The organism is Kibdelosporangium phytohabitans (assembly GCF_001302585.1).
Classification (GTDB): Bacteria; Actinomycetota; Actinomycetes; order Mycobacteriales; family Pseudonocardiaceae; genus Kibdelosporangium; species Kibdelosporangium phytohabitans.
Genome location: NZ_CP012752.1, coordinates 7,241,756 through 7,259,882 on the forward strand (window position 1 = coordinate 7,241,756; position 18,127 = coordinate 7,259,882).

The 18,127-nt window shown below is 67.9% G+C and carries 19 protein-coding genes and 1 pseudogene; 12 read left to right on the plus strand and 8 right to left on the minus strand.

Annotation, left to right across the window (positions count from 1 at the left end):
• The first annotated feature begins 83 nt into the window (after positions 1 to 83).
• On the plus strand, positions 84 to 470 hold the full coding sequence (locus AOZ06_RS32570) for a response regulator (RefSeq protein ID WP_054292896.1): 387 nt from the start codon (positions 84 to 86) through the stop codon (positions 468 to 470).
• A 302-nt stretch (positions 471 to 772) separates the two neighbouring features.
• The gene (locus AOZ06_RS32575; RefSeq protein WP_054292897.1) at positions 773 to 1,336 is read left to right on the plus strand and encodes a snapalysin family zinc-dependent metalloprotease; all 564 of its coding nucleotides are present in this window, start codon (positions 773 to 775) and stop codon (positions 1,334 to 1,336) included.
• Positions 1,337 to 1,385: 49 nt separating this feature from the next.
• On the opposite strand, the gene AOZ06_RS32580 is transcribed toward AOZ06_RS32575, so the two are convergent.
• From AOZ06_RS32580 to AOZ06_RS32595, 4 genes are all read right to left on the minus strand, one after another.
• The gene (locus AOZ06_RS32580) at positions 1,386 to 2,309 is read right to left on the minus strand and encodes an ABC transporter substrate-binding protein (RefSeq protein WP_054292898.1); all 924 of its coding nucleotides are present in this window, start codon (positions 2,307 to 2,309) and stop codon (positions 1,386 to 1,388) included.
• Between the two features lie 15 nt (positions 2,310 to 2,324).
• Entirely contained in the window at positions 2,325 to 3,329 is a 1,005-nt protein-coding gene (locus tag AOZ06_RS32585) for a FecCD family ABC transporter permease (RefSeq protein ID WP_054292899.1), read from the minus strand.
• Entirely contained in the window at positions 3,326 to 4,324 is a 999-nt protein-coding gene (locus AOZ06_RS32590; protein WP_083472087.1) for a FecCD family ABC transporter permease, read from the minus strand. The genes AOZ06_RS32585 and AOZ06_RS32590 overlap by 4 nt, the downstream gene beginning before the upstream one ends.
• A gap of 1,398 nt (positions 4,325 to 5,722) precedes the next feature.
• Complete coding sequence (locus tag AOZ06_RS32595) at positions 5,723 to 6,172, minus strand: L,D-transpeptidase (RefSeq protein ID WP_054292901.1); 450 nt, start codon at positions 6,170 to 6,172, stop codon at positions 5,723 to 5,725.
• Between the two features lie 213 nt (positions 6,173 to 6,385).
• Here AOZ06_RS32595 and AOZ06_RS61150 point away from each other — a divergent pair, with 213 nt between their 5' ends.
• Both AOZ06_RS61150 and AOZ06_RS61155 read left to right on the plus strand, forming a co-directional pair.
• A complete protein-coding gene (locus AOZ06_RS61150; protein ID WP_250637096.1) occupies positions 6,386 to 7,204 on the plus strand; it encodes a nitroreductase family protein in 819 nt (272 codons plus the stop codon).
• Entirely contained in the window at positions 7,204 to 7,455 is a 252-nt protein-coding gene (locus AOZ06_RS61155) for a nitroreductase family protein (RefSeq protein WP_417999907.1), read from the plus strand. The genes AOZ06_RS61150 and AOZ06_RS61155 overlap by 1 nt, the downstream gene beginning before the upstream one ends.
• 228 nt (positions 7,456 to 7,683) lie before the next feature.
• Here AOZ06_RS61155 and AOZ06_RS32605 read toward each other — a convergent pair whose 3' ends face one another.
• Positions 7,684 to 8,526 carry a spermidine synthase gene (locus AOZ06_RS32605; RefSeq protein ID WP_157233385.1) on the minus strand — a complete coding sequence of 281 codons (843 nt, stop codon included), beginning with the start codon at positions 8,524 to 8,526 and terminating at the stop codon, positions 7,684 to 7,686.
• A gap of 70 nt (positions 8,527 to 8,596) precedes the next feature.
• On the opposite strand from AOZ06_RS32605, the gene AOZ06_RS32610 reads away from it, so the two are divergent.
• Positions 8,597 to 9,106, plus strand: a complete 510-nt coding sequence (locus AOZ06_RS32610; RefSeq protein WP_063810473.1) for a redoxin domain-containing protein — start codon at positions 8,597 to 8,599, stop codon at positions 9,104 to 9,106.
• Positions 9,106 to 9,912, plus strand: a complete 807-nt coding sequence (locus AOZ06_RS32615) for a cytochrome c biogenesis CcdA family protein (RefSeq protein ID WP_236951811.1) — start codon at positions 9,106 to 9,108, stop codon at positions 9,910 to 9,912. Before AOZ06_RS32610 ends, AOZ06_RS32615 begins: the two co-directional genes overlap by 1 nt.
• On the opposite strand, the gene AOZ06_RS32620 is transcribed toward AOZ06_RS32615, so the two are convergent.
• Positions 9,883 to 11,286, minus strand: coding sequence for an alpha/beta fold hydrolase (locus AOZ06_RS32620; protein ID WP_063810154.1), 1,404 nt, complete (start codon positions 11,284 to 11,286; stop codon positions 9,883 to 9,885). The two genes, AOZ06_RS32615 and AOZ06_RS32620, sit on opposite strands and share 30 nt — an antisense overlap.
• A gap of 197 nt (positions 11,287 to 11,483) precedes the next feature.
• On the opposite strand from AOZ06_RS32620, the gene AOZ06_RS32625 reads away from it, so the two are divergent.
• The 3 genes and pseudogenes from AOZ06_RS32625 (at position 11,484) to mraY (ending at position 13,436) form a co-directional block, all read left to right on the plus strand.
• Positions 11,484 to 11,702 carry a hypothetical protein gene (locus tag AOZ06_RS32625; RefSeq protein ID WP_054292903.1) on the plus strand — a complete coding sequence of 73 codons (219 nt, stop codon included), beginning with the start codon at positions 11,484 to 11,486 and terminating at the stop codon, positions 11,700 to 11,702.
• Positions 11,703 to 11,758: 56 nt separating this feature from the next.
• On the plus strand, positions 11,759 to 11,989 hold the full coding sequence (locus AOZ06_RS32630) for a hypothetical protein (RefSeq protein WP_157233386.1): 231 nt from the start codon (positions 11,759 to 11,761) through the stop codon (positions 11,987 to 11,989).
• A 368-nt stretch (positions 11,990 to 12,357) separates the two neighbouring features.
• Positions 12,358 to 13,436: pseudogene (gene mraY / locus AOZ06_RS32635) on the plus strand (phospho-N-acetylmuramoyl-pentapeptide-transferase).
• A gap of 159 nt (positions 13,437 to 13,595) precedes the next feature.
• On the opposite strand, the gene AOZ06_RS32640 reads toward mraY, so the two are convergent.
• Both AOZ06_RS32640 and AOZ06_RS32645 read right to left on the minus strand, forming a co-directional pair.
• A complete protein-coding gene (locus AOZ06_RS32640) occupies positions 13,596 to 14,183 on the minus strand; it encodes a TetR/AcrR family transcriptional regulator (RefSeq protein WP_054292905.1) in 588 nt (195 codons plus the stop codon).
• Complete coding sequence (locus AOZ06_RS32645; RefSeq protein WP_054297079.1) at positions 14,183 to 14,995, minus strand: class I SAM-dependent methyltransferase; 813 nt, start codon at positions 14,993 to 14,995, stop codon at positions 14,183 to 14,185. The genes AOZ06_RS32640 and AOZ06_RS32645 overlap by 1 nt, the downstream gene beginning before the upstream one ends.
• A 163-nt stretch (positions 14,996 to 15,158) precedes the next feature.
• On the opposite strand from AOZ06_RS32645, the gene AOZ06_RS32650 reads away from it, so the two are divergent.
• Genes AOZ06_RS32650 through AOZ06_RS32660 form a run of 3 tightly spaced genes read left to right on the plus strand, consistent with a single transcriptional unit; the run spans position 15,159 to position 18,113 of the window.
• Positions 15,159 to 15,758 carry a GNAT family N-acetyltransferase gene (locus tag AOZ06_RS32650; RefSeq protein ID WP_054292906.1) on the plus strand — a complete coding sequence of 200 codons (600 nt, stop codon included), beginning with the start codon at positions 15,159 to 15,161 and terminating at the stop codon, positions 15,756 to 15,758.
• Positions 15,745 to 16,506 (plus strand): cyclase family protein, encoded by a 762-nt coding sequence (locus tag AOZ06_RS32655; RefSeq protein ID WP_054292907.1) that lies wholly within the window; start codon positions 15,745 to 15,747, stop codon positions 16,504 to 16,506. Before AOZ06_RS32650 ends, AOZ06_RS32655 begins: the two co-directional genes overlap by 14 nt.
• Positions 16,503 to 18,113 (plus strand): thiamine pyrophosphate-binding protein, encoded by a 1,611-nt coding sequence (locus AOZ06_RS32660; RefSeq protein WP_054292908.1) that lies wholly within the window; start codon positions 16,503 to 16,505, stop codon positions 18,111 to 18,113. Before AOZ06_RS32655 ends, AOZ06_RS32660 begins: the two co-directional genes overlap by 4 nt.
• The last annotated feature ends 14 nt before the right edge of the window (positions 18,114 to 18,127 follow it).

An 18,127-nucleotide genomic window follows, 5' to 3' on the forward strand; every position in this document is an offset into this window, starting at 1 on the left:
GCAAGCAAAATGGTCGACCCATTGGCCCAAACACAGTCGGCACATGGCAATCGCATCGCCGTACCGTGGGTTAGGGTGTTGCGATGATCCGGGTGGCGGTGGTGGACGATCAGGCTCCTGTCCGGAAGGGACTGGCCTTCGTCCTGAATACCCAGTCGGACATCACGGTGGTCGCGACGTGTGCGTCCGGCGACGAGGTGTTCGCGCTCGACCTGAGCGCGATCGACGTCATGCTGCTGGATCTGTACATGCCGGGCACGGACGGGCTCGCCGTGTTGCGCGGGATCGGCCCGGCCACGAAAGCGCTGATGCTGACCGGCGTCGGCCGCGACACCGACATCCGCGCGGCGTTGAGCCTTGGTGCGTCGGGGTTCGTGCTCAAGGACTCGACCGGTTCAGAGCTGGCGTCGGCCGTCCGCGAAGTCCACTCCGGAATGACCGTCATCAGCCCCGTCCCGGCCACGTACTAGCGGCTCGTCTCGGAAGGTCGCTGGTGTTGTCCGGCCAGCGGGAAGCCGGGCCGCCGAGAAGGCTTGTATGACGTTTCGAGACGGGCCCCCGGCACCCGGCACATGGTGGATCGGCCTGTCGTGGGGCGTGTGCGGCGCCGTGCACGATGGGGCCTGCCTGGTGCTTGCCGAATATCGGGGAACTATCGGCGGGTTCCGCTGGCGCCGAACAGCCTCATAACATCGAACTATGGCGTCGGCATGAACCCCCGGCGCCGCGGTTGCTCTCCACCCCTGCAAGCTTGCAACCAGAGGAGTGAATCGTGCTTCGACGCACACTCATCGGTGTCGTGGCCGGTACCGCGCTGGTACTGCCGCTCACGGCCACCACTGCCACTGCCGCCCCCGCGGCGGCGCCCGCGGTGCTGGCCACCACACTCACCTATGACGACAGCCAGGCCGCGGAGTTCAAGCAAGCGGTCGCGGACGGCGCCAACGTGTGGAACACCAACGTGCAGAACGTCCGGATCGTGAAGGCCCAGCCCGGCCAGCGCGCGAACATCCGGATCGTCGCCGACAACGGCTGGCCGCGCGCCACCCTCGGCCCGGTCCGCCCCGGCGGCCAGGTCACCATCTGGTTCGGCCGCCAGGCCGTCCAGCAGGGCTACCACCTGGTCCGGATCGCGGCGCACGAGATGGGCCACAGCCTCGGCCTGCCGGACGTCAAGCCCGGTCCGTGCTCGTCGCTGATGTCCGGTTCGACCGGTGGTGTGAGCTGCACCAGCGTCAACCCGAACGCCAGTGAGAAGTCCAGGGTCGAGCGGAACTACGCGGGCACTGCGCAGCAGCAGAGCAGCGACGTGGTGCTGAGCGACGCCGCTTTCTAAGCAGGACCAACGAGGGGCCGTGCGCACGCGCACGGCCCCTCGTTCCATGTCAGGCCAGGTGTTTCTGCAGGTCGTCGAGGATCTTGCCGGCGGCGGTCACGCCGATGCCGAGCATCCACACCTCGTCGTCGACCACGTACGTGCGGCCTGCGGCGACGGCGGACAGCTTGCCCCACAACGGTCCGGCGGTCACCTCGGCTTGGCGCTGCGCGGCTTTCTCGCCGTAGGCCGACACGAAGATGACGTCGCCGTCGACCTCCTGCACGCGTTCCGGCGACACCTTGTCGAACCGCTTGTCGGACTTGTCGGCCAGTTCCTGCCGGGCGGTGCGCGGCACGCCCGCGTCCTTCAGCACGATCCCGGAGAACGACTCGGGTCCGTACACACGGATCTCGTCCGGCATGAACCGGACAATCGAGACTTTCTGCGTGGTCTTCTTCAGGCTCGACGCGCGCTGCGTGTACTTGTCCAGCAGCCCCTGCGCCTCGGCCTTCTTGCCCAGCGCGTCCGCGTCGAGCAGGAAGTTCTCCTTCCAGGTGATCCCGACCTTGTCGGTGCAGACCGTCGGCGCGATCGAGGTCAGCTCGTCGTAGAACTTCTCCTGGCGGAACTTCGAGCCGAGGATCAGGTCGGGCTGCAACGCCCTGATCGCGTCGAGGTCCGGCTCCTGCGTCGTGCCGACCGCCTTGACCGAGGCGAATCCCTGCCCGAGGTAGGTCGGGACCTTGGTGTTCTGCGAGGCCTGCGCGGCGCCGACGGGCGTCATGCCGAGGCTGAACATCGTGTCCAATTTGTCCGTGTCCAGCACGACGACGCGCTTCGGTGACGCGGGCACCTTGGTCTCGCCCATGGCGTGTTTGACCGTGCGGGTCTCGCCGGTTGCGGGCGCCTGCGCCCCGCCGGGTGGGGTCGTGCCCGTCCCGCACGCGCTCAGCACGAGCGCGGCGGCGAGCAGCGTCGCGATCCTCCGCATGGATGTTCCTTTCCTTCAGCGCTTTCGGCGCACCAGTAGCCAGATCAGGTACAGGCCGCCGAACGCGGCAGTCATCACGCCGACGGGCAGCTGGTTGGGCGCGAACAGGGTGCGCGCGGCGGTGTCGGCGGCGACGGTCAGCAACGCGCCGGTCACCGCGGCACAGAACAGCGGCGGCCGTTCGGCCTTGGCCAGCCGCCGGGCGATCTGCGGCGCGGCCAGCGCGACGAAGTCCACCGCACCGACCTGCGAGATGGCGAACGCAGCGAGGACCACGCCGGACAGCGCCATCACCAGCCGTCGCGGCCCGACCCGCACACCGATCGCCATGGCGACGTCATCGGACAAGGCCGAGGTGTCCAACGCCCGGCCTGCCCACAACAGCACGGGCGTGAGCACCGCGATCACGACGGCGATGACCAGCGCCTCGTCGTACCCCCAGCCCGCGAGCGTCCCGACGATCCAGATCTGCGCACGTTGCCCATCGATCGGTGCGGCGCCGACGATCACGATCTCGGTCAGCGCACGCAACGCCACCGCTACCGCGATCCCGGCCAGCACGAAGCGGTTGCCGCGCACCGAGCCGAACAGCAGGACGATCGCGGCGGCACCGAGTCCGCCGAGCAACGCCAGCGGCGGCAGTACGGCGATCGGCGCCCCGGACACGATCACGATGCTGGCGGCGAGCCCGGCACCTTGCGAGACACCGATGACGTCCGGGCTGGCCAGCGGATTACGGCTGACGCCCTGCAGCAGCGCACCCGCGAGGCCCAGCGCGGCACCGACCACCATGGCCAGCACGATCCGGGGGATGCGCGATTCGACGAGCCGGTCCGCCCAGGTCGGGATGTCGAACAAGGCGCGCAGCACGTCGCCGGGCTCCACGAACGTCGACCCGATGCTCAGCGAGGCCACCGCCGCGAGCGCCAGCGCGACCAGCAACCCGATGCCCGTGACGACACCACGTTTGTGCAGCGTGAACGACACCGCCGGGGCGGGCCGCACCACCAGCCGGGTCATGCCGTCACCAACCGCGGCCGACGAACCAGGAACAACAGGATCGGCGCGCCGAGCACCGCCGTGATCACGCCCGCCCGTACCTCGTCCGGCAGCAGGATCACGCGGCCGACGACGTCCGCACCGAGCAGGAACGCGATGCCCAGCGGCACGCTCACCGCGAGCAGCCACCGGTGGTCGCTGCCGACCAGTGCCCGCGCGAAGTGCGGCACGGCCAGCCCGACGAACCCGATCGGCCCGGCAGCGGCCACCGCCGCACCGGTCAGCAGCACGGATCCGGCGGCAGCGGTGAACCTGGTGACCGCGATCCGGTTGCCGAGACCGGCCGCGACATCCTCGCCGAGCGCCAGCACGTCCAGGCCGCGTGCCGAGATCACCGCGAGCACCAGTCCGGCGAGGATGAACGGCAGCACGGTGAACGTGACGTCGGCGGGCCGCCCGGCCAGTGAACCGATCACCCAGAACCGGTACTGCTCGAACGTCTGGGCATCCAGCGTGAGCACCGCGACCACGATCGCACCGAACGAGGCGTCCAGGGCGGCTCCGACCAGCGCCAGCGTGACAGGGCTCGATCCGCTGCGGGTCCGCGCCGCGAGCGTGTACACGAGCATGCCGGTCGCGAACGCACCCAGAATGCCGAACCACACGTACCCGGGCAGCGTCTCGACACCGAACAGCGTGATCGCGACGACGACACCCAGTGACGCCCCCGAGCTCACGCCCATGATCCTCGGATCAGCGAGCGGGTTGCGGGTCAGCGACTGCATCAGCACACCCGCGACCGCGAGCGCGGCACCAGCCGCCACACCGAGAACCGTGCGCGGTATGCGCTGCGACTGGACTATGAGGCTGCTGGCGGAGTCGTCCGGGCTGGCCAAAGCCCGCCACACGTCGCCGATCGGGATGCCGAGATTGCCGACCGCGAGGCTGGCGGCAACCGCGAGGACCGCCAGGACAACCGCGCCGACGAGCACCGGCACACGCCGCCGTCCGCCCACCGCCACCTCACTATTAGGAAAGCCATGCCTAAGTCAGGGGGAGTGTAAGCGTGCGACGCCATCCACATCGGACCCACCCACCAGATCACCTCGTTGACACGCCAAGCGACGACACCGACCGCGAGCGTGACCAACCCGACCCGCACCAGACCGCTTAGTGGTGACGCACAGCAGTGCAACTCGGCGATCAGCCCGCTGAACGCGACCCCAAACCAGTGCCGTCGCACGAAAGCCGCGACACTGGAACCGCGAAAGCAACCGCCATCAGCGTCTGCGCCAGCTCGTCGTCAACCAGCCAGTACCCGAGCGAACCCCTTGTCGCGTAATTGTTGACTAGCAGGGCATTCGCCACTGAGACCGCCGGAGGCAGTCGCACGGGACGGAGCCAGACATCGACGGCAGACAGATCCTGGTAGCGCTCCCTACAGTGCCGACGCCACGCTCGAACAACCGCACAGCCAAGCACACCAACGGAGTCTGCGCCCCCCGCTACGGCGAGGGGCAGTCGTGCCCAGTCACGGAGAAGCACTCCGTCATCTTTCGGACCACCCAGAACCCCTATCAGCCTGTCGGCCAACTATCCGTCGTTCACGGCGTCGAGGGCCGCGATATTGTTCGCGAAGCGCCCCGGTTCGTTCGCGGCGAACTTGCGCAGCCACTGCCTGGCACCTTCATCGCACGGATCACCCGCGTCCCGGTGACAAACGCCCGGACGCATTCGTTGGCGCGTGACCGACTTTGCCACGTCAGCAGGCATCCGCCACCGCGTCGGCCTTCCCAGGAAGATCAGCCGCGATTACCGGTCCCGGGGCGTACGCGACGCCCCGGGACCGTGCCGATGTCGCCACCGAGGTGCCATTGTCCGCGTGGCAGCACGCCAGCGCCATGGTGAGAACTCCTTGAGGGAGTGGGGCGAACTGCCCTGCTCAGTCAATGCACCGGAGTACTGCGAGAAGTAGACGCCTGCCTGGCCCCCTGCATTCTTCGAGGATCTGCGCGGCTAAGGCGTGTTTGGTAGGTCGGTCAGAGCCACTCGCTGATGATGACGATGGTGGGGACTGCCTGGAATCGGACCGCTAGTCTCGCGTAGCGGGTGGCGACTGCACCGTGGCGTTTAAGCCGGTTGATGCCGTTCTCGACGGCGTGGCGCAGCCGGTAGAGCTATGGGTCGAACGTGGGTGGACGTCCGCCTTGGGAGCCTTTGGCTTTGCGATGGGCGTCCTGGTCCTTCTTGCCCGGGATGCACGCCTTGACGAATGCTTGGTCGAGTTGGTCGAGCACACCCGCCAGCCAACTACTTTCGCCCGGAGTAGGCGACGAGCGCGGCACCGGCCTCGTCCGGCGTGTTCGGACACGCCTCGGACGAGGCCACCACGGTGATCGCCAGAAGAGGTTCGGTTACGGCACAACCTGCACCTGGTCACCGATCTTCAAGGTGTTGAAGAACGTTGACGCGGCCGAGTTGGACAGATGCACGCACCCGTGCGACTTCTGCTTCAGGCTTCCCTGATGGAACGCGATGCCGCCGTTGAAGAACACCGAGTACGGCATCGGCGCGTTGAACTGCTTGCTGCGGTAGTGCCTGTACTTGCGGTCGACCTTGAACGTTCCAGGCGGCGTCTCCCATCCAGCCTTGCCGTGCGTGACAGGCACAGGGCCGTAGGTGACGTTCCCGTTGTCCATCAGCCAAGCCTGGTTGGCAGACAGGTCGAGACACGCTTTCGCGGTCGCCGCACAAGGTGCGGTCGCCGCGTGCGCTTGCTGAGGCGCCAAGACAGCCGTACCGACCATGAGCGCCAGTCCAAGTGGGACACTTGCGACGGTCGTCACAAGTCGACGTGCTCGCATCGTTATCACCCCTAAGTAGGTCGCACTAGCCAGTACCAATCGAGTACCCACTGTTTACATAGGGCACACATCGAGTGACAGGATCCGACCGCTGATCCCTGCCCGTTGCACCCTTTTTCGTCACTTGTGAATTTACCGCGGACATAGTCCGATATGCAGTGCAGACCAATCGGAACGTTGTTCTGGTTTCAGGATTCGACGGGAACGGTGGGTATGAAAGTCCGGTTGTCGGCGTGCGGCGGGCTCTTCTGGAACAACGGGCACCTCGTGTGGGACGACTATCTCGACCATCGCCAGTTCGCGCTGGCCGACGGCGCCGAGCGTGTCCTGCGGTGGTGCCACGACTGGCGGGAGCTGGAGTCGATCCGTGCCGCCGCAACGGATCCAGGCGCCGGCAAGAGCCGCTACGAGGTCATCGCCGAGCTGTTCCTGAAGAACAACATCCTCGTCGAGCACGGTTCTGCCCGGCACGACAGGGAAACGGCCGTTCTCGAGTCCTGGGGCAGCTGGGGACCGTTGACGCGGGCATTCCACTTCTCGACCAGGTTTCCGCGGGGTGTGAAGTTCCGGACGCTCGACCAGCAAGCAGCCGACGTGCACGAGAAGGCCGCGTCGGAACCACCGCCAAGTTCGTACAAGGAATACCCCGGTGTGCCGCGGATCGAGCTGCTGGAGTGGTCCGACTCGTGGACAGGACGCGACCTCATGGAAGCCCTGTACAAGCGCCGCAGCTGCCGGGAGTTCGGTGACGCTCCCGTGTCGGTCACGGAACTGGCGGCCGTCCTCCAGGTCGCAGCCGGGCCAATCGAGACGAGCGAGGTGTTCCAGACCGCCCGCAAGACCTCCCCGTCTGGCGGCGGTCGCCATCCGACGGAGATCTACGCGTGCGTGCGCAACGTAACCGGTGTCGAACCCGGTCTGTACCACTACAACGGCGCCGCCCACGAGCTGGAACTGATCGGTCCCGTGCTCGACGACGCCGAGCTGGTCGAGGCCTGCGCGACCAGGAGTGGGTCGCCGGTGCCGGTGTGATGCTGTTCTACACCAGCGTGTTCGGCCGCAACCAGTGGAAGTACAGCAACATCGCGCGCTCGTACCGGGTCCTGCTGCTCGATGTCGGACACCTGAGCCAGACGGTCTATCTGGTAACCACCGCGCTGGGCCTGGGAATGACGTTCACCGCCGCGTGCCGGGACGAGATCATCGAGGAACCCCTGGGGTTCGATGCCGCGACCGAAGCGGTGATGGGCTGCGCCGCCATCGGTTCCCTGCCCCAGTCTTAGTGGCGTGCCGAAGTTTCAGTCGCCCGGCCGAGGATCGGAGCCGGGTTTCCAACGTCGGCAGAATGCCGGTTGCCTCGATTCAGGACCCAACACGCCGACGTCCTGACAGCAGTGCTGTCCAAACCGGCCGACGACCGCGTTTCAGCGGCAAGGCCACAGCGGCGTACACCGGGCGTGATCGTTCCAGCGGTGGACCTAGCGCAGCGGCACACCGGACGTCGGTACGAGCTAGGTGAAAGCTGTCTCGGGTGGAGTCGGCCCGGCGACCTGATCGGCGTCGGTGAGCGGTTTTGCGCCACGGTGGAACTCGCGCAGCTTCTCCCCCGCGGTCAGCCGGGACGGGAATACGGCGGACGCGGCGCGGGATGCCAGTTCTTCCGTCGGCAGTCCTGAGGTCGCGGCGGCCACGACCAGGTTCCCGAACCGGCGCCCCCGCAGTACACCTGGTTCGCCGACCATCAGGACGTCCTCGAACACGTCGGTCACCGCGGCGATCACCCGGCGCACGAACCGCAAGCCTGGTCCGTCGGAGACGTTCATGATGTACGTGCCGCCAGGCCGCAGGACCCGCCGGACTTCGCGTGCGAACTCGGCAGTCGCCAGCCCGCTCGGCATCGACGCGGACACGAACGCGTCCAGCACGATCAAGTCGGCCGAGTCGTCGCCACGGGTGGCGATCCCTGCACGCCCGTCGGCGATCCGCACCCGCAACGCGGGGACACCGCGCAGGTCGAGACGTTCCCTGACGAACTCGATCAGCTGCTCGTCGGGGTCCAGCACGAGCTGCCGCGATCCTGGCCTGGTCGCCGCGATGTAGCGGGGCAGCGTGCACGCGCCGCCGCCGATGTGCACAGTCGTCAGCGGCCCGGCGGGCAGCAGGTCGATCACGTCGCCGATCTGGCGGACGTAGTCGAACTCCAGGTGGGTCGGGTCGTCCAGGTCGACGTAGGACTGGGCGACGCCGTCGACGCTCAGCAGCCAGCCGTCCGGCCGGTCGAGGTCCCTGATCAGCTCGGCCATGCCGAAGCGCACGTCACAGCGCCCCCCGCGCACCTTGTGGCTCTTCGACATGGCCGTCAGCCTATGTCCGCCGCTCATCGGGCGTCCCCATAGGGTTGCCCGATAGGCCAGGATCATGGGCATGAAGGCCTTGCTCCTCGCAGTCCTGCTGGTGCTGGCCGGGTGCGCCGCCGAACCGCCGCCCAGCGCGGAGCCGCCCGCCCGGCAAGGCGGCGGCCACACCCCGGACACACTGAAGTTCACTGCGAAGACCTTGGACGACAAGGACTTCGACGGCACGAGCCTGGCGGGCAAGCCCGCGGTGATCTGGTTCTGGACGCCGTGGTGCCCGCGTTGCCAAGGTGAGGCGCCGCACCTGGGCGCCTTGGCCAGGCAGTACGAGGGCAAAATCACTTTCGTCGGCGTCGGCGCGCAGGATCAGGTGCCCGCGATGAAGAACTTCGTCGCGGACAACGGCGTCAGCGGGTTCACCCACCTGGCCGACGTGAACGCGTCGGTCTGGACCAAGTTCGGCGTGACCCAGCAGCCCGCGTACGCGTTCTACTACGCCGACGGCAGCCTGGAGATCGTCAAGCAGCAGCTCACTGAGACCGCGCTGGACGACCGGGTCGGCAAGCTGACGGTCAAGTAGTGGAGATCCTGGGGTTCGCGTTGGCCGCGGGCATGCTCGCCGCGGTCAACCCGTGCGGGTTCGCGATGCTGCCCGCGTATCTGACGTTGGTCTCGGCCGGTTCGGGGTTGCGCGCGCTCGCGGCGACAGCGCTGATGGCACTCGGGTTTCTCGTCGTCTTCGGGGTTTTCGGGCTTGTCATCACGCCGCTGGGCACGTCGATCCAGGCCTACACGCCCGCGGTGACGGTGGTCATCGGGCTGGGCATGGCGGTCGTCGGCGGTCTGATGGTGGCGGGACGGCAGTTCAGCCTGCTACCCAGGACGGTCAAAGGAGCGCCGACGGCCAGGCTGCCGTCGATGTTCGGGTACGGGCTCGGCTACGCGGTCGTCTCCCTGTCCTGCACGATCGGCCCATTTCTCGCGGTGACCAGCGCGACCTTCCGTGCCGGGTCGGTGTGGACCGGTGTGGCCGCGTATCTGGTCTACGGCCTGGGCATGGCCTTGGTCGTCGGCGTGCTGGCAGTGACGGTCGCGCTCGCCGGTACGGCGTTCACAACTGGACTGCGGCGCGTATTGCCGTACGTACAGCGGATCGGCGGCGTGATCCTGGTGCTGGCCGGACTGTATGTCGCGTATTACGGCGTGTACGAGCTCCTGGTGTTCCACGGTGACCAACCGGCCAAGGACCCGATCGTAGACGCCGCCGCAGCGCTGCAGTCACAGCTCGCCGTGCTGGTCGACCAGATCGGGCCCTTGGCCGCGGTCATCGCGTTGGTCGTGCTGACCGGGTTGGGCCTATGGGCAGCTCGTGCCAGGCGCCGGTAGTTCCAGCTGCATGAAATACCTGTCCGTTGCCTGATCTGCGCACGCGTTGTGGGCGCTGAAGTACACGCCGTGCCCTGCGCTTTCGCGTGTGAGCAGGACGCTGCGCGGGATCATCCTGTTCACGTGCGCCGCCCATTCCCAGCTGGTGGCCGGGTCGTGCCGGTTGTTGAGCAGCAACGCGGGTACCCGCACGCGGGCTGCGGTCTGCGGATTGGTCACCGGAAGCGGCCAGCCCGCGCACACCGACGCGACCTGCCACACCATGTGGGCCCGCATGTGCGGCGCCACTGTCTTCAGCTTGGCCCACTGCCGCTCCCAGTCGCGCTGGTCGCGGAAGGTCAACCGATGGTCCGCGCAGAACGCTGCCATCGGGAACACCGAGGTCGCGGACGGTTTCGGTGGGGCGGTGCCTGCCGGGAGGATCCTGGCGAGCCGGGCCAGCCGGTCCGCGAGGCCCGGCCAGTCCGGGCGGTACAACCAGCCCCGCATGGTCAGCCAGGACAGCTCGGTCGGGCTGATCCGCGTGCCCGGTTCGCTCGGTTCGGTCAGTTCTCCTTTCTCGGCCTGCCGGTAGAGGTCGTCGAACACAGCGCCGGCATCCTTGCCGTGCAGCGCGCATTCCGCTGCGCCCGCGCACCACGCGGTGAACGCTTCGAACGAGTCCTCCACGCCGCGCGTGGAGGACTCCAGGAGCTGCGAGCCGGACAGGCTGTGGTCGAAAACGCTGTCCAGCACCACCGCCCTGACCCGGTGCGGGTACATCTCGGCGTACGCTTGGGCCGCCAGGGTGCCGTAGGACCTGCTGTACAGCGACACCTGTTTCGCCCCGACCGCGACGCGGATCGCCTCCACGTCCTTGGCCACATCCCTGCTGTCGAGGTGATCCAGCACGTCACCGGTTCCCTGGCGGCAGGTCGCCGCCAGTTTCCGGCTGTACTCGACGACGTTCGCCAGCCGCGCACCGGTGTCGGGGTTGACGTCCGGCGGCGCGGACGCGAGCGCCGGGTCGCACCGCACCGCGTTGCTCCTGGGGTCCAGCGTCACCACGTCGAACCGGGCGGCCACGGCGGTGGTCACCTTGTTGCCGCCGCGCAACTGGTTGACGCCGGAGTCACCCGGCCCGCCCGGCAGGTAGACGATCGTGCCGAGCCGCTGGCCTGCCGGTGCGGTCCTGCGAGCCAGTGGCAGTTCGAATTCGCCGCGGCCGGTGGCCCAGTCCGCCGGTACCTTCAACCGTGCGCACTGCACCCCCTCAACAGCGGGTATCTCGCACTCGCCCCATTCCAGAGTCGCCGCCTGTGCGCTCAGCGGCACGGTGACCGTGGCAGCCAAGGCCACTGTGGACACTGCGAGTGCTTGCCGGAGAAGAGTCATCCATCCCCCATGATTGTCGCGGAGCGGCTATCGGACCATGATCACCGCGGTCGGCACCTCCGGTAGATCCCCTGGTCGACCCTGATATCAGCCGATGGACGATTCCGGGTCATCCCTTGGTACGACAATCGGCTTTCCCAGGGGTCGGCGGTGTTAGCGTCAGCTCACAGGAAAGATCCAACCGGGGAGGAATCCACATGGGACTGTTCATCGCCTTCGAGGTCATCGGCATCATCGGGATGGTGCAGGGCTTCGGCTCGGCCCTGGTCACCCAGGTGTGGGGCGGCAACTGGGCGCTGATGCGGTGGGCGCTGGAGTGGCAGCCGGTCGCGGGTATCGCGGTCGGTGTGCTGGGGCTGCTGATCGCTTCGATCGGCTGGAGCGGTCAGAAGCGGATCAAGTCGTCGCGCCGCTGATGCGGCCGGCAGCCGGACAGGCGCGCAGGAAACCGTCGGAGGAGCGGGCCGGACCTGTGACCGACCCGTCCGGGCGCGTCCGGTACGGCCGCGGCGACGGCCAGCTCCTCGTCGGCCGCGAGACCGTGCGCGGCAGGGAATTCCGCGGCCTGGCCGCGTGGGATCCCGAACCGCCACGGCCCGCACTCTGCCGGGTGAGGTCCGCAGCGAACGGCCCGCGCTCCGCCGACGAGGTCCGCGCGAACGGCTCGTCCGATTCGCTGTCGACCAGTTCCCACCAGCAGTAGACGAACACCAGGCGCCTTTCCCGGTGCTGGGCCGCCATCCAGCGCGACGCCCCGCGCATCCGTTACGCCAGCGAGTCCACTCCCACCCCAGCAGGACGACGTGCCGTACCCCTGGGCAACCTCCGCGCGCAGCACGTCGACCATGAAACGGGTGCGAACGTACTCGCTGAGGATTGTTCGTTCGCCAAGCACTGGCATCGGTGAACACACCTGCAGGCGAAAAGGACCCGCTGAAGACAGCATCCGCAAGCACAGCGCGCCACAGTCAAGGCATGGTGCGGACGGCAATACTTGAGCCCGCACAACCGATCACGGCCCTGAACGTCCTCCAGACAGGGAAAAGCACCCAACTGGGAGGAAAAGGCGCCGTGATCAGCATCTTAGTCGCGGCGAGCACGGCATTGCTGGTGTCGATCCTGCTTACGCCGTACCTGGTCAAAGTGTTCAGCCGCCAGGGATTCGGCCAGGAGATCCGTGAGGAAGGGCCGCAGGGGCACAAGAGCAAACGCGGCACGCCGCGACCATGGGCGGCACGGCGATCCTGGCGGCCACCTGGGTGGGCTATCTGACGGTCCACCTCGCGGTAAGCGGCGACGGCCCCACCGCGTCGGCAGTGCTCGTGCTTGTGCTGACCAGCGCACTGGGTGTCGTCGGGTTCATTGACGATTTCATCAAGGTCCGTCTGCGGCGCAACCTGGGCCTGAACAAGACCGCCAAGCTGGTCGGGCAGTTCGCCGCGACGATCTCGTTCGCTGTGCTGGTGCTGGGTTTCCCGGACGAGCGCGGCCTCACCCCGGCATCGGTGAACCTGTCGTTCATCAGGGACATCACCGAGGTGTCGTTCGGTGTCATCGGGTTCGTGGTTGTCTGCTACGTCGTGGTCGCGTGCTGGTCCAACGCGGTCAACTTCACCGACGGCCTCGACGGTCTCGCGGGCGGCACCGCCGCCATGGTTCTGGCCAGCTACGTACTGATATGTTTCTGGCAGTTCCGCTACAGCTGCGCGGTGCCGACGGCGACCGCCGGGTGCTATGACGTCCGTGATCCCTTTGATCTCGCGGTGGTGGCGGCCGCGGCGACGGGTGCGTGTGTCGGCTTCCTGTGGTGGAACGCCGCGCCGGCGAAGATCATCATGGGTGACACGGGTTCGCTCGCGCTCGGTGGGCTGGTCGCAGGCCTGTCCATCACCACCCATACCGAACTGCTGATGGTTGTCCTCGGCGGGTTGTACGTGGTGGAGATGCTGTCGGTCGTTCTGCAGATCGCCGTGTTCCGCACGACGCGACGCCGCTTGTTCCGTATGGCGCCGTTCCACCACCACTTCGAGCTGGGTGGGTGGGCCGAGACCAGCGTGAGCATCCGGTTCTGGATCCTCGGCGGTGTCTGCTGCCTGATCGGTCTCGGCCTGTTCTACGCCGAGTGGCTCGCCGTCACCGGTGGCAGGTAGACCGAGAACACACCCATGGAGGATCATCCACCGAATCGGCCGAATCGGTGGATGATCCTCTAGTGCCATGCGACACGACATGTGTCCTCTGGACAAGCGGCCCCGGTGGATGATCGAGGTTCGCCAGGTCGATGGCCTGAATCTTGACGCGCGGCCTGATCACGCGATGCCGCTCAGTACCGTCGCCACGATCGCGTCCACAGAGGCCGCGCGGGTTGCCGGCGTGTGCGGCAACAGGCTTGACAGCACGGTCTCGTGGCAGATCCCGACGATCAGCGCTGTCGCCGCACCGGTGTCCGCGTCCGGCCGCAGCCGCCCTTGTCGCTGCTCCGCCTCGAGGTACCCGGCCAGCCGGTCCCGCCAACTGTCCTCTTCGTTCTGCGACAGGCGTTCGAGGACGGCGGGCTGGCCGATCAGCCCGGCGAACGCGGGAAGGATCGCCTTGTGCAGGGCGAGACCGTAGGTGAGCTGCGCCGCCAGGTTGCGCTCGATCGTGCCGGTTCCCGGTTCGGGCAGCGTGCCCAGCCCGTTCTCGACCGTACGCACGTGTTCGCGCAACGCCTCGGCGAGCAACTCTTCCTTGTCGGTGAAATGGTTGTACAGCAAGCCGTCCGCGACGCGTGCCTGTTTGGCGATCGCCCGCACGGTCAACCCGGCGGTACCGTGCTCGGCGATCATCGCGGCGGCGGTCGTGATCAGGTGCTCACGGAAGTTGCGGCCGTCCTCGAACGTTCTGCGTGGCGGCATCAGGCGTTCGCCTGAACGAGCCAGGCCTGCCCGCGCAGGGCCACAGCGCTGGGCGTCACGAACCGCTGCAGCACCTCGGTCAGGGCCTGCCGCGCCTGCGCCGCGTTGTCCGGACCGGCGAGGCCCATGTGGTACCGCACCGGTCCCCAGTCGCTGATGAACTCGGCCGCGTCGGCGACGTCGCTGCCCCAGACCTGGTCGGCTTCCACCTTGGTACAGGCGAAATCCGTGTAACCAGCGGCGGTCAGCACGGACTCGGTCCGCTCGGGATCGGCGAAAGCAGTGGGCCCTGTGCCGTCGTCACCCGTCGGCCACGGCAGGTAGTCGACCATGGTGTCGAACACCGCGCCCAGATCGGTCCCCCGCAACGCCGTCATGCACAGGAAAGCCAACCGGCCACCAGGTGCGAGCGCACGGCGGATGTTGCTGAACGCGGCGATCGGATCTGCGAAGAAAGTGATCCCGAACCGGCTGATCGCGATGTCGTACGCAGCGGTCTCGAACGGATGCACCTGCGCGTCGCCCTGCACGAATCCCACGTTCGGCACGTCGGCCGCACGAGCCCTGGCGGTCGCGAGCATCGGCCCGGACAGATCGACGCCTGTCGCCGATCTACCCGCCCGCGCGGCCAACCTCGTGAGCTGTCCGTTGCCGCACCCGATGTCCAGCACCCGGTCCGCAGGCTCGATCACGCCGAGGACGAACGGGTTGAAACCGCCGTTCATCGCGTCGTACCGGGCGTCGTGCGACGCCCAGTGCCGCCCTTCGTACCCGTTCCACGCCTCCGACTGCGCGGTGTTCACGACCGTCATCACACCCCCCATTTCTATGAACGCCTGTTCATGAACATACGTTCACAGCTACGGTGTGTCAACTCCCCCCCCGGTTGCGCATGTGCACGACCGGAGGGAGCGACTCCCGAAGACGGCTGAGCGGGAGACCCGGGCCGGCCCGGTAGCTATGCGATCATGAAGAATGCCCGTACTCTTCACGGCTGTCCTGCCCAAGGGCACGCTGAACGCGCTGCGACAGCCGGTGCTCGCGATCGACGACCAACTCGCCTTGCGGACGTGGCGGGCACAGGACGTGCCCGCTGTACGGGCTGCCTTCGACTGCCCCCGGATCCAGCGCTGGCATCCCCGCCGGATGGACTCCGACGAGGAAGCGTGGGAGTGGATCGCCGGTTGGACCAGGCAATGGCAGGACGAGATCAGGACGAGCTGGGCGATCACGCACAACGACCGTGCCGTCGGGCAGATCGGGTTGCGCAACATCGACCTGGAACAGGGCGCCGCCGAGCTGTCGTACTGGGTGTTACCCGAGGCGCGCGGGGCCGGGCTGGCTGCCCGCGCGGTGGAGCCGATGACGAGGTGGTGCTTCGACGCCGTCGGCTTCCACAGGTTGTTCTTGAAGCACTCGACCGAGAACATGGCCTCGTGCCGTGTCGCGACCACCGCGGGCTACGTACCCGAAGGGACGCTGCGCGCAGCGATGCTGCACGTGGACGGCCTGCACGACGCGCATGTGCACTCCCGGCTGCGCACCGACGAAGGGAACGACGATGGGTCTGCTTGATCAACTACGCAGCGCGATCGGCGACGGCGGAATCGAGATCGTCGACCTCACCGCGCCACTGACCTCCGGCACGCCCATCCTCCAGTTGCCCGAGCCGTTCTCGAACACGATCCCGTTCCGGCTCGAGGAGATCAGCCGGTACGACGACAGGGGCCCGGCCTGGTACTGGAACAACATCCACACCGGCGAGCACACCGGAACCCACCTCGACGTCCCCGTGCACTGGGTGTCGGGCAAGGACGGCCACGACGTGTCCGAGGTGCCGTTGAAGACCCTCGTCGCGCCGGCCGTGGTCATCGACGTGTCGGCCGGGGTCGGCGACGATCCCGATTTCCTGTTGCAGATCGACGACGTCAAGAACTGGGAAGCCGAGCACGGCGCACTGCCCGACGGCGGCTGGCTGCTCGTCCGCAGCGGCTGGTCGGCGCGGTCGGACGACTCGGCGAGCTTCCTCAACGAGTCGCACAGCCCCGGCATGTCGGCGGAGTGCGCGCGGTGGCTCGCGGAGGAAACCGCGCTGACCGGTGTCGGAGTCGAGACTGTCGGCACAGACGCAGGGGCCGCGCACAGTTTCGAGCCGCCTTTCCCTTGTCACAACTACCTGCTGGGTGCCGGCAAGCACGGATTGACGCAGTTGCGCAACTTGGACGCGCTTCCGGCGACCGGGGCGGTGTTGCTGGTGTCGCCGTTGCCGATCGTCGGCGGTTCGGGCAGCCCGGCACGGGTGCTCGCATTGGTCGAGCGGTGAAGGTATCCGAGGCCGTCGGCCGGACACTCGCCGAACTCGGTGTGGCGCAGGCGTTCGGAGTCATCGGCAGCGGCAATTTCACCGTCACGAACGCGTTGCGCGCGTACGGTGTGCCGTTCGTCGCCACCCGTCACGAAGCGGGCGCGGCGACCATGGCGGACGCGTACAGCAGGATGAGCGGCCGGGTCGCGCTGGTGTCGGTGCACCAGGGTTGCGGCCTGACGAACGCGATGACCGGGATCGCCGAGGCGGCCAAGAGCCGCACGCCGATGATCGTGCTCACCGCGGACACCCCGGGCTCGGCTGTGCTGGCCAACTTCCGCATCGACCAGGACGCCGCTGTCACCGCGCTCGGTGCCACCTCGGAACGGGTGCACAGCGCGGAAACAGCCGTCGCGGACACCATTCGGGCGTATCGGACGGCCGTGCACGAACGGCGGACCGTGGTGCTCAACCTGCCGCTGGACGTCCAGGATGCCGAGGCCACGCAGACGCCGGTCGGTGCCGTCGAGCCGCCGCTGCCGGTACGGCCGAACCACGAGTCGGCCGAAGCGCTGGCCGCCATGATCGGCGAGGCGTCCCGCCCGGTTTTCCTCGCCGGACGCGGCGCCCGCGGTGCCGCACCGCAAATCCGGGAGCTGGCAAGGAAAACCGGTGCGTTGCTGACCACGACCGCAGTCGCGCACGGCTTGTTCAACGATGACCCGTGGGCGCTGGGGATCTCCGGCGGGTTCGCCTCTCCCCTGGCGGTCGACCTGATCACGGACGCGGACCTCGTCGTCGGCTGGGGTTGCGCGTTCACCAAGTGGACGACCCGGCGCGGCAAGCTGATCTCCGGCAAAGTCGCCCACGTCGACATCGGCGGGACCGCGCACCGGCCCGTCGACCTGGCCGTCCACGGCGACGCGGGCCAGACGGCGGCGGACGTCACCGCACTGGTGACCGCGCGCGAGGGCTACCGGACGCCGTCCGTCGAAGCACGGATCGCCGCCGGACCAGGCTGGCCCACGCCCGACCTGTCCACCGGCACGCACATCGACCCCCGGGAACTCAGCGCCCGGCTGGACGACCTGCTGCCGCGTGCCCGGGTCGTCGCGGTGGACTCCGGCAACTTCATGGGCTACCCGAGCGGGTACCTGTCCGTGCCGGACGAGTTCGGGTTCTGCTTCACCCAGGCGTTCCAGTCCATCGGGCTCGGCCTGTTCACCGCGATCGGCGCGGCACTGGCCCAGCCGGACAGGCTACCGGTCGCGGCGGTCGGCGACGGCGGGTTCATGATGGGCATCGCCGACCTGGAGACGGCCGTGCGGCTGCGCCTGCCACTGGTGGTCGTCGTCTACAACGACAGCGCGTACGGCGCCGAGATCCACCACTTCGGGCCGGACGCGGATCTGTCCACTGTGACCTTCCCCGACCCGGGGATCGCCCGGATCGCGGAGGGTTTCGGCTGTTCGGCGGTGACCGTGCGCACCGGCGACGACCTCGCCGGGGTCACGGCGTGGCTGGCCGGCCCGAGGGACCGGCCGCTGGTCGTCGACGCCCGGATCGCCTCGGACGGCGGATCGTGGTGGCTGGCGGAAGCCTTCGGCCAAGTGGCAGAAAGTTGACGCATCAACGGCAA